The organism is Flavobacterium sp. RSP49 (assembly GCF_003968735.1).
Lineage (GTDB): Bacteria > Bacteroidota > Bacteroidia > Flavobacteriales > Flavobacteriaceae > Flavobacterium.
Genome location: NZ_RYDN01000033.1, coordinates 18262 through 29624 on the forward strand (window position 1 = coordinate 18262; position 11363 = coordinate 29624).

Sequence of the window (11363 nt, forward strand, 5' to 3'; positions counted from 1 at the left end):
TTTTCGGTCACATGCTATTCGCCAATAAAGCTGTTTTTACAAAACATTTACCGCAGCGCAGAACATAGCAACGTATTTCAACCGATTGTTCGGCTGGCAAAGATAGGTTAATTTGAAACCTACATCAAAAAAATGTTTGCCATCCCCCAAAGTAATAAAGTGCATCGAAAGCTGTGGGATGACAACCAAAACAACCTTTTTTTTTTAAGAAATAATTAAACAATAATAGTATTCAAAAACACACATACCATTTAGCACATGGACTTGGGCGTGCCCTAAAAAGGTCGGGCTATCCGTTATAATCTTTTACTGCGCTGCGCTTCATAAAAGGATTTCCACTATGATCCCTCACGCGAGATTTGGTTTAACAGCAACTAAATTTTCCCATTACTATTCAAAAAGCATTCAACAAATAAAAAGTTCATTTGATGATTTGTAAGAAAATTTTAGTATATTTGAAACTAAGTAAAGCGAAACAAACCTTCGCCAATCTACCCAATTTTGGGTGTATATGCGAAGGTTTGTAGCGGGTATATACAAGTTGTAGGTAATTATACAGAACCATAAATGAATTAAACTATATGAAAAGATTATTATTTATTTTATTGATTTCCATATCAGGAAATATCTTTGCTCAATCTGAGCCACAGAATTTAATAGACAGTTTTTTTAAGACTTACGAAAAAGATGCTGGAAAAGCGGTAAAAGATTTATACGCAACGAATAAATGGACTGAAAGAGTAAAAGATGATATCGATAAGATTGTTGGAACAGTAAATGGTTTCACAGAAAACTACATGGGAAAATACTATGGCAACGAAATTATCACAACCAAAAAATTCTCTGAAAGTTTTATTTTATACTCATATCTCGTTAAATATGACCGACAACCAATGAGATTTATTTTTAAATTTTATAAACCGAATGACAAATGGGTATTATATTCTTATGCTCTTGATGATAATTTAGATAATGAAATTCAAGAGGCTGCCAAACTCTATAACTTGAATTTGGAAGAAAAATAACTACCTACAACCGCCATTTTGAGCTAGCTGGAATTTAGTGGAATTATCGTTTCGCATCAAGTTTTCGTTAAGCCGAAAATTGAAAGGTTACGAATTTCCAGCCATCTCAAAGCAGCAAAACGTTGTGCGATATTTAAAACCAAAAATTAGGTAAATGATAATCAAAGAAGAATCAAATTATTTGAAAATTCATCCGTTAAAAAATTATCCTTCAATAGCAGGACATATTCTCTTATTTTTTGCACTTTTTATTTGCTCAATTATAAGTTTAATTTTAGCTATAAAAGCTGAATGGAATGTTATTTATATGTTCTTGATTATAATTACAATTATCCAAATTATACTGTTTCGAAAAATAATTTGGCAACTCAAAGGCTATTGGAAAATTGAATTTGATAAAAACGTAATAACTATAGAGAAAAATTTTTCTGCTTTTAAAAGTTTAAAGGTTTACAATTTAAGTTCTGAAGACAGTTTACACTTGTCAAACCTAAAAAGTCTACAATTCATTAAAATTTTTCCACTTGGTAAAATGTATCTTGAGATTTTAAGAAAAATTGACAATAGAAATTGGAGCCTTGTTTTAGAAAATTCAGAAAAAGAAATCATAAACTGTTTATCAGAAAATCAGGCGACTGAAATTTTAAACTTTATAAAGCGTAAATAAACATCGCACAACAGCTAGGGTTCGTTGCGTGAGCAGCACGAACAATGAAACCCGGGTTAAAAGGAACCGATTGTAAGTCCGTCAACCTATGCACTTGTCGTAAAGATTTTAGAGAGAATTACAAGAGGCAAGCGAGCCTCTTTTTTTGTGGAGTGTTTTCTGCTTGGTTTTTTTCGTGTTTTCCTTCACTTTTAAATATAAGTTCCCTTACCCATAAAATTAATTTTCATAGGAACTTGAACTTTAGCTACCGCCAAGATACCAGGCAGGTGGACCACGCTGGTCAAAGACTGCTATTCGGTGCAAATTCCCTGTTTTACAACACGGACACTTGGGCATAAAGACTTTTTTTTCTGCTTTTTCCAAGACTTTCACTTTGAGCTTTTCTTGTAAAAGTTTCAGCTTTTGTCTCTTCCAAGTGCTGCTCAAAAAACCGTAATGCCGGATCTTGACACCCGAGCCCAAAGGGTGAACTGACGAAGTAAAACGTTTAGGCAAAATATGCAATGAAAATCGGCGAATAAACGCTTTGTGCGTTAGTATCATTTGTTTTTTAGTTCCCGCTACTCGGTAATCCTTGTACTCAAAAGTCATGTTTTCATTGTCTATACTTTTGATTCGTTGGTTACTAATAGCGATTTTACGTGCCCCGTTAGAAACACAAATGCAAAAAAATATTAATCAAAAATGTATTGGTGTTTCTAACGGGGTGAATGTATCTGCCCAAATATTCCACCACTGACTTTGGACTTCCAAAAGGCTTCTTAGCAAATACAACCCAAGGCTTGCTCCACAATTCTTTCCGGATTTGTTCGTATTGGATAGGCGATTTTGCCTTGAGTTTAGCGCAATATTTCGCCCTAAAAACTTTCGACAAGGCTTTGACTGGGAATAAGAATTTACCATCGGTTCTGCTATTTTTCCACTGTGCATCTTTGTCGACACCACCGCCTGGAACGATACAATGCAGGTGTGGATGTAAGCTTAATTGCTGTCCCCAAGTGTGCAAAACGGCAATCATTCCCATCTGCATTTCTTTGGCTTTGCCAAAACTTTGAAGCGTTTCCCAAGTAGCTTCAAACAAAGTATCGTACACTATTTTAGGTTGATGTATCGCTAGAGAATTAATACTATCGGACAAGGTAAAAACTACGTGGAAATAGGGAACCGGCAAGAGTTCTGTGCTTCTGGCTTGTATCCAATCTTCGCGTTTGTTGCCCTGACACTTGGGACAATGGCGGTTGCGGCAAGAGTTGTAGCTTATGGTGATGTTGCCACAGCTATCGCACCCATCGATATGCCCTCCTAAAGAAGCTGTTCTACATTTTTTAAGGGCGTAAAGCGTGCGCAGTTGCCAAGTATTTAATTCCCAATTTTCGATTGCAGTACCTGCTTTTCGCAGAACATCGGCTACTTCATTTCGACTTCGCTCAATGCTGGCTACTTCCGGCTGCATTTTGCAAAAAGAGTATCAAGTGGACTGAATTTCTGTTGACTTTCTAGCTGAGCAATCTGCAAATACTCCATCGTAGTTTCTATATTCTGATGTCCCAAAAGATCTTTGAGTGTCATAATATCCATGCCATCTTCGAGCAAATGTGTAGCATAACTGTGCCGCAAGGTATGGGTGTGAACTTCTTTTTTGACACCTGCTGCCTTGGCGACTTGCTTCACCGCCCATTGCACGCCTCGTTGACTGTAGCGATTGTCAAAATCGCCACCTGCACGTCCTATAGGTTGTCCGTTGAACAAATAAGTCTTAGGTTTTTCGGCTTCGATGTATTTTTTGAGTCCACGAATTAAATGTTCTGAAAGCGGTACATAACGGTCTTTTTTGCCCTTACCTTGAACCACTTTGAGTTGTTTTCGGTCAAAATCCAGATCTTGCAATCGTACACTTCTGGCTTCCATACATCGAAGTCCGCAGCCATAAAGCAAACCGATAAGAATTTTGTGTTTAAGAAGCTTAGCACATTGAAGCATCGCCCAAACTTCCTCTTTGCTCAAAACAACAGGAAGTTTTTTCTCGTGCTTTATGGACGGTAAACGAAGGAATTCATACGGCAATCCTTCGGATTTTAGCAAAAACCGAAGTCCGTAAACGCAATGCTTAAAATACGTTTGAGAAGGTGTTTTTGACTTTTTTTGTTGGTAAAACAAGTAGTCCTGTACTTGTTCCGCATCTAATTCAGTGGGGATTTTTCCGAAATACAGCGAAATTGCCGCTACATGGCGCGAATAATTATTGAATGTACTTTGGCTTCTGCCCAAGACTGAAACTGTTCGCTCAAATCGATTTAAAAGTTCCTCGAAACCCGGAACTTCCCGTTTGGCTTGGTTCAGGATTTTGTTTTCTCTTAAGGAATCGGGATGCTTTTTTTTGTAGTCATACTATTCTATTTTAGTTATCTTTGTAAGATAATCAAAATCTACAATGGTGCTACCGAAGGTTTAGTTCAACAGCTACTACAACGGATTTGGGCAATTGGCTTAAGGGAAAGATGGTTTTGTATTTAGATAATTTAGCAAATTCGAAGAATGGGCTTAATTTAGTCCCAAACCCGCTGTAGTAGCGGGACGTTATGCGACATACTAAACCAACGTTATGAAAAATATAATTCTACTTTTTTTATTCTCTATCAACTTGATTTCTGCGCAAGAAACCCAAATTGATTCGATAGTCTCAAAACAAATAAAATACTTAACAGAAAATAAAACCAGTGAATTCTTTATTGTAGAAAAATATTGCAACGGCTGTATTAAACTCATTAAAGCCAATGAACCAGATTGTGATTATGGAACGTCAAGGTTATATGTTTTTTGGAAAGATAAGAGTCAAAGTTATTTTAGGAAATTAGGTAAATGTAATTCTCCGAAAATTAAAATACCTGATGAAATAATCAAAAACTATATACTGAATATTAATGAAATTGAAAAAGAAAATATTAAAGGTTATCAAACAGGAAAAGACAGTTTCGTCTCAGTTAGTCATTCAACATTTTCAACGTTTTATTTTATGTATAATGGTAATTTAATAGTAAAACAGTTCAATGATTTCGATTTAACAACTGAAGATTATAGTACTAATATCAATTATGACTATAATAATTCACTTAAACTTATCAAACTAAGTGAAATTTGCGACAAAATAATACTCAAAAAGCAATAAGTACTGGCTATAATCGAGTAGACGGCTCCGCCAGAAACTGACGGAGTGCGCCTCTCACACCACCGTACGTACGGGTCTCGTATACGGCGGTTCGCAAAGTGATGGGTTGAGTTCCATGTAAATCTCCAACATCGATTGATAGCCTTTCTTCTTAAGTCGCAGTAGGGTAATTGTAGTGGTTAGAATCGGACTCTGAGCAATACGCCATCCTCCTTTTCTGGTTCTGCTCCAAGCATAGGCGTGGTCTTTGTCAATTCCTAGTCGCATCAGGTTTTTCCTTTTGCGTTCGGGCTTTTTCCAGTCCGTCCAAATGCAGTAGCGCAGACGGTTGCGCAACCAACCATCAATATCTCGTAACTTTCCTTGAATACTTGTCCCTCGAAAATAGTTTAGCCATCCCCGTTGGATTTCGTTGATTTTTCGGATGCGTTCCTCGAAACTCTTTGGTGCGGTTTTGCGCGTCACTTCTTTTAGACTCTGTTTGAGTTTTGCCCAAGCTTTGTCCCCTACCGTTAGTTGATACCTGCCTTTTACCCCTTTTTGATAAGTCGATGCAAACGAAAATCCCAATATCGTGAACTGAATCGGCTTTCTAATTCCGCTCTTTTCCAGATTAATGGTCAGTTTCAGCTTGTCTTTCAAAAACAGAAAAATAGCGTTTCCAACCGTTTTGGCTTGGGTTTTCGATTTGGTGTAGATACTAAAATCATCGGCATAGCGAACAAACTTCAAGCCTTTTCTCGTCAGTTCTTTGTCCAATTCATGGAGCAAAATGTTTAACAAAAGCGGACTTATCGGACTTCCTTGCGGGACTCCTTTTCGTCGTTTGACTAGTTTTCCTTTGATCAGTATTGGCACTCGCAACCATTTGCGGATTAATCGCAAAGTTGTTGGACATTTTACCTTTTGGTAAATTAGGTTCATCAGCAAGCAATGGTCGACTTCATCAAAGAAGGTCTTTAGGTCAATATCTACAATATAATTGTAGCCTTCGTGAATATTTCCCAAAGCTTTGCCTACCGCTTGGCGGGCGTTTTTGTTGGGTCGGAATCCGAAGCTATTAACGCTAAAATCCTTTTCAAATCTCGGCATCATCGCTTGCGATACGGCTTGTTGAAGCAGTCTGTCAACTACTGTTGGAATTCCTAAGAGACGGAACTTTCCGCCTCCTTTTGGAATTTCCACACCAAGAATGGGTTGCGGCAAGTAACGGTCATTCTTAATATCCTCCAACAATGCAGACTTGTGTTCACGGAAATAATCCGCTAGTTGAATGGTTTTTAGTCCATCAACGCCCGCACTGCCTTTGTTCACTACTACTTGACGTAGTGCCTTTTGGAGATTGTAAGGATGTGTTACTTGTCCAATCATACTTGCTGTTTTACATTAAATTCTTCCTGTTCCGCTTTTTCAGGGCTATAACTTGCGTCATTCCGATGAAAATTGAGAACCACTTGCGTTGGGTCCTTCCTTGTTTGTGAGGCCTATACCGTTTCTGTTGGTAACTCGTTGCCCCAAGTACTATGACTTCTGCTGACTTCTCCACCCAACCACTCGTGGTTGTGAAGACCTCCCTCGGTAAGCACTTCCTCTTTCTGTCTATCCCCGACGCATCTACTAACTAAACCTGTTGTCTAAAGGCTTTGCATTGCTGTGCATGCTTACCCAATTTAGCTAGCCTCTTATGCGCTTTGTGTTCCTCGGTACAGACTTTTGCCGTTTGGCTTCCTTCACTGCATGGGTCGCCCCAAACCAGCTTACCACGTGCTAATCGGCTCAATATAAATCAACAACTTGCCGATAAGGGACTTGCACCCTCTAGATAAAATTCCTACTTTTGAGGAATTGGAAGTGCATGCAAGGCACACACAGCTACTACAACGGATTTGGGCATTTGGCTTAATTTGGTAATGGTTTTGTATTTGGGATGATTTGGCAAATCCGAAAACAGGGCTTAATTTAGTACCAAACCCGCTGTAGTAGCGGGACGACGTTACTAGCCATATTAGGACGACAGACACGATGAAACATACACTGACAATATTGACACTTTTATTCAGCTACTTTGCTTTTGGACAAAATAGCCGAAGCGAACTTGCAAACTCTAAAATTTATATAAGAGCGACCTACTTTGACAAAAAAAACGAATATATCGGACTGCAAACAAGAACTGACTTAACTGATACAATTATTGACAACGTAAAGTATCGCAAGTTTCAAACATCGGACTTTACCGACTATTCCAACAAACGAGAAACAAAAACATTCTATGAAACTTTTGCGAATGACGTTTATTCTTTGCTTGACAACAGCGAAAAAGTAGTTCATAAAATCAACTACCAAATTGACAAAGAACAAAAAGCAACAATCTTCGGCAAGCAGACAAATATCTTGCTTGAATTTATTGACACACGAAACAGCTATCCAAAAGACAGTTTAGTTGCGACAAGAAAAACGCCAAGAAAGTATTATCAAAAAGACAATTCAGAAATCTACCTTGTAATTATTCCAGACCTGCAATCGCTTGTTGTTTCGAGTAATGGACAGTTTTATACCAAACAGTTAATGGGCGACAATTACAATGACATTTCAAACGGACTTAAAAACAATTATACAGCCTCGACAAGATTTGACATTCAGAAAGGTGACGAAATCCAATTATTCTATCGCAGGAAATGGTATGATGACACAACCAATGTTGCCGAATATCAAGACAAACAATTCAAAAACTTCAAATATTTAGGAGACACGATTGTAATTGACAAAAAAGCAATGAAGTTCGAAGTTGAGGGTTACAATTATTTAAGTGGCTCATATGACAGTCCTCAAGAACTTTTAGTTACTGTTACAGACAGCGGTTATTATGTAGGTTATCAATTTGTGCCATTTCAAGACTACAAAACAGAATTGAAAATTATTGAAACAGAAAAAGGTAAGGACTTATTTCTACAAGGCGTTACGTTCGACACCTATAACGGAAACACTTACCAAAAAATAGTTCAAGCTAAAAGCGACCCATACAGATATTACATTTTGCCATTCTTTCCAATGCCTTTTGTTGAATTTGGCAACGTTCAAGGAATAATTACCTACACAAAAATTAAAGGAATAGAAAAAGGCAAGAAACTAGAACGGACTTACATCACAAACGAAAACAACATCAGGGACATTGTCAGTAAGAAGAAGAATGAAGTTGAGGTAATTATTTACTTTTTGGACAATACAGAAGTTGAAATAGAAATTCAAGATTTTGAAACAGACAAAGTGGTAGCAAGTATTAAATCAAATGCAAAAAAAGGGCTTAACACTTTTGTCGTTCGTTCCGACAATTTTGAAAAAGGAAAACAATATAGAGTTCAAATTAATTACAAGGGAAAGGACAATTCAGGTAGTTTTTCAAACAGTGTAACGACAAAGTATTGATGACAGAAATAAATACGGCTGGTAACAGTTAAGGTTTCGTTGGGCTTGCAAAGCCAACAATGAAACCTGTGTTGAACGGAACCGATTACAAGTCCGTCCTCTATGGAGTTATCGTTAAGTTTTTAGAGAGATTTTCAACAGGATTTTACATCCTCTTTTTTTTGGGAGTGGTTTCAGCTTGGTTTTTTCGTGTTTTCCTTCACTTTTGGGCATATAATCCCTTACCCGTAATCTTAGCCTTTATCGGAACTGGAGTTTTGGCTACCGCCAAGATACCAAGCAGGCGGACCACGCTGGTCAAAAACCGATATTCGATGCAGATTCCCTGTTTTGCAACAAGGACATTTGGGCAAAAAAGGCTTTTTTCTGCTTTTTCAAGTACTTTAACTTGGAGTCTTTCCTGCAAAAGCTTTAGCTTTTGTTGCTTCCAAGTGCTGCTCAAAAAACCGTAATGTCGGATCTTGACACCCGAGCCCAAAGGGTGAACTGACGAAGTAAAACGTTTAGGCAAAATATGCAACGCAAAACGCCTGATAAATTCATGATGCGTGAGTGTCATTTGCTTTTTCACGCCCGCCATGCGATAATCCTTGTACTCAAAAGTCACGTTTTCATTGTCTATGCTCTTGATTCGATGGTTGCTAATGGCGATTTTATGGGTGTATCTCCCCAAATATTCCACCACTGACTTTGGACTTCCAAAAGGCTTCTTAGCAAATACAACCCAAGGCTTGCGCCACAATTCTTTCCGGATTTGTTCGTATTCATTGTAATCTCCTAAAAAAATCATTTTATATTTTGGGACTCTAAAAACAATTTTCAACCCTATTTACGGACTGTTTTATTTTTATAATCATAAAGCGACTTTTACAGAACGAATTTTAATTGTAGTTTAAATAACATATATTTACTCCATGAGTAACAAAATACAGTTCGTTTAGAGGTTTTTAGACGAACTGACGTTGTACGTCATTTTGCCCAGACAGAACGTTCAAAACTGAATTTGCAAGATTAAATTATTTTTTATAATTTTGTATCCAAACGAATACAACTTAAAGGATGTACTTTCTTGAAAAGACGACGGAATTTGACAAATGGTTTAATAAACTGAATGACTTTAGAGCAAAAGCAAAAATTTTGTTCCGACTTCAAAAGTTAGGAAAGGACGAACACTTTGGAGATTGCGAACCTGTTGGAGATGGAATTAGAGAACTGAAAATTAACTACGCAAAAGGTTACAGAGTTTATTTCAAAGAAATTGATGGGAAAGTTATTATTTTACTTATTGGAGGAGATAAATCTACTCAACAAAAAGACATTGAAAAAGCAAAAGAAATTTGGAAAAAATTAAAAAAATAAAAAATGGAAACGTCAGAATTTGATATTGCAGATTATTTGGACAGCAACGAAATGATTGCTGAATATCTAAATACAGTTTTGGAAGAAGGCAATGATGCTGAAATTGTTACCGCGATTGGACATATTGCAAAAGCAATTGGTATGACCAAAATTGCAGAAGAAACTGGAATGAGCAGACCAAGTTTGTATAAAGCATTGTCGAAAGGGTCCAAACCACAATTTTCAACGATAATGAAAGTTTTGAAGGCAGTTGGAGGACAAATACATATAAATCCATTAATCGCATAAAAAAACGAACGCAGAACAGCTAGGGATTCGTTGCGTGCGTAGCGCGAACAATGAATTATAATCACCGAATACCAACAAAAATAAATTCAATGAGGTAAACCCGGGTTGAACAGCCTGTCCCTTTTTTACGGGAGAACCAATTGTACGTCCGTCATCATTATGCACTTATCGAAAAAAAATTAGAGAGAATTACAAGAGGCAAGCGAGCCTCTTTTTTTTTGGAGTGTTTTCTGCTTGGTTTTTTTGTGTTTTCCTTCACTTTTGAACACAAATTGCCTTACCCGATCGCTATTATATCTTATTTTTCTGATAAATATAACGGGGATTTGCAATCCGTGCCCACAAAGAGAATGATTGAGCATGAAATTATGCCCGTTGAGAGTGTGATAGAAGTGGTTTTATTAGAATTATTTCGATATTATTTACGGGCACGGATTATACCAAGCGATTTTATCTTCTAAACTGCTAATTTGTAATTGTTGACGCGATAATCCAGCTATATGTTGCGTCCTTAAATATACAAATTTTCTTGCTAATATCCAAAATTAAATAGTATATTTGAAACAAATAAAACGAATGTTTTTTCACAGACTGACGTTAGCACCAAGCGTATGACAACAGAACAACACATTAAACTAGGACGACAAACAGCACTAATTTCTTTTCTGCTCGGGACGATTATTTTCGGACTTTACTTTTTGACATCTTCTTTTGAATTACTATCTGTTGGTTATGGATTTATTGCATTGACAGGACTAATAAATGTGGGAATACTAATCTCCATTTTAGTTAAAGCAACCAAAGACAACGAAAACAGAAAAAAACTACTTACAACTTGCGGACTTATGTTACTTAATCTTCCTGTTATGTTTTTTTACTGTTGGGTTGCGATTATAATGCTTAACACAATGAGAATTACTTTGATAAACTCTACGCAGACTACCTTGACAAACATCAACATCGTTGGTTGTGGCGGTGGACACATCGACAAATTAGAAGTTGGTCAGAGTGAAACTGTTTGGGTTGACATAACAGGTGACTGCTCAATAAATATTAACTATTTATCCAACGGACAGAAAATAGAAGAAAGTGTTGCAGGTTATGTAACGAACAGTATGGGACAGAAAATGAAACATAATATTGGAGGACAAAACGAAGAACAATTTTGACAGTAATACAACAAATATCAACGGTGGACAGAACCCCGATCGCTCGGATATCTGATTTTTCGGACAACGATAGCGGATTTGTAATCCGTGCCCACAAAGAGAATGATTGAGCAACAGATTATGCTAGTTTAGAGTGTGAAATAGAAGTGGTTTTATTAGAATTATTTACGGTAACGGATTGCAAATCCGCCTTTACTTTGTATTAGATAAAAAACACTAAATTTATTCAAAGGAAAACAGAGGTGAACTAACAAATCCGCTAA

At 37.0% G+C, this 11363-nt stretch carries 9 protein-coding genes and 2 pseudogenes; 7 read left to right on the forward strand and 4 right to left on the reverse strand.

Going from position 1 to position 11363, the window contains the following annotated elements; all coding sequences use genetic code 11:
- Positions 1 to 581 precede the first annotated feature (581 nt).
- On the forward strand, positions 582 to 1025 hold the full coding sequence (locus EKM02_RS12770) for a hypothetical protein (RefSeq protein WP_126455749.1): 444 nt from the start codon (positions 582 to 584) through the stop codon (positions 1023 to 1025).
- A gap of 154 nt (positions 1026 to 1179) precedes the next feature.
- Positions 1180 to 1692 carry a hypothetical protein gene (locus tag EKM02_RS12775; RefSeq protein WP_126455751.1) on the forward strand — a complete coding sequence of 171 codons (513 nt, stop codon included), beginning with the start codon at positions 1180 to 1182 and terminating at the stop codon, positions 1690 to 1692.
- A 243-nt stretch (positions 1693 to 1935) separates the two neighbouring features.
- Here the strand turns inward: EKM02_RS12775 and EKM02_RS12780 are convergent.
- Positions 1936 to 3148 (reverse strand): annotated as a pseudogene (locus EKM02_RS12780) (transposase).
- Positions 3133 to 3963, reverse strand: coding sequence for a tyrosine-type recombinase/integrase (locus EKM02_RS12785; protein ID WP_234423199.1), 831 nt, complete (start codon positions 3961 to 3963; stop codon positions 3133 to 3135). Before EKM02_RS12785 ends, EKM02_RS12780 begins: the two are co-directional and overlap by 16 nt.
- Positions 3964 to 4297: 334 nt before the next feature.
- Between EKM02_RS12785 and EKM02_RS12790 the strand changes: the two genes are divergently transcribed.
- Positions 4298 to 4861, forward strand: coding sequence for a hypothetical protein (locus tag EKM02_RS12790; RefSeq protein ID WP_126455755.1), 564 nt, complete (start codon positions 4298 to 4300; stop codon positions 4859 to 4861).
- 54 nt (positions 4862 to 4915) lie between these two features.
- Here EKM02_RS12790 and ltrA read toward each other — a convergent pair whose 3' ends face one another.
- The gene (gene ltrA, locus EKM02_RS12795; RefSeq protein WP_126455757.1) at positions 4916 to 6232 is read right to left on the reverse strand and encodes a group II intron reverse transcriptase/maturase; all 1317 of its coding nucleotides are present in this window, start codon (positions 6230 to 6232) and stop codon (positions 4916 to 4918) included.
- Positions 6233 to 6883: 651 nt separating this feature from the next.
- On the opposite strand from ltrA, the gene EKM02_RS12800 reads away from it, so the two are divergent.
- The gene (locus tag EKM02_RS12800) at positions 6884 to 8284 is read left to right on the forward strand and encodes a hypothetical protein (RefSeq protein WP_126455759.1); all 1401 of its coding nucleotides are present in this window, start codon (positions 6884 to 6886) and stop codon (positions 8282 to 8284) included.
- Positions 8285 to 8517: 233 nt separating this feature from the next.
- Here the strand turns inward: EKM02_RS12800 and EKM02_RS12805 are convergent.
- Positions 8518 to 9107: pseudogene (locus tag EKM02_RS12805) on the reverse strand (transposase); the annotation flags it as partial.
- Positions 9108 to 9343: 236 nt separating this feature from the next.
- Here EKM02_RS12805 and EKM02_RS12810 point away from each other — a divergent pair.
- The 3 genes from EKM02_RS12810 (at position 9344) to EKM02_RS12820 (ending at position 11100) form a co-directional block, all read left to right on the forward strand.
- Positions 9344 to 9643 carry a type II toxin-antitoxin system RelE/ParE family toxin gene (locus EKM02_RS12810; protein ID WP_126455761.1) on the forward strand — a complete coding sequence of 100 codons (300 nt, stop codon included), beginning with the start codon at positions 9344 to 9346 and terminating at the stop codon, positions 9641 to 9643.
- A gap of 3 nt (positions 9644 to 9646) precedes the next feature.
- Positions 9647 to 9931, forward strand: coding sequence for an addiction module antidote protein (locus EKM02_RS12815; RefSeq protein ID WP_126455763.1), 285 nt, complete (start codon positions 9647 to 9649; stop codon positions 9929 to 9931).
- A 611-nt stretch (positions 9932 to 10542) separates the two neighbouring features.
- Entirely contained in the window at positions 10543 to 11100 is a 558-nt protein-coding gene (locus EKM02_RS12820; protein WP_126455765.1) for a hypothetical protein, read from the forward strand.
- The last annotated feature ends 263 nt before the right edge of the window (positions 11101 to 11363 follow it).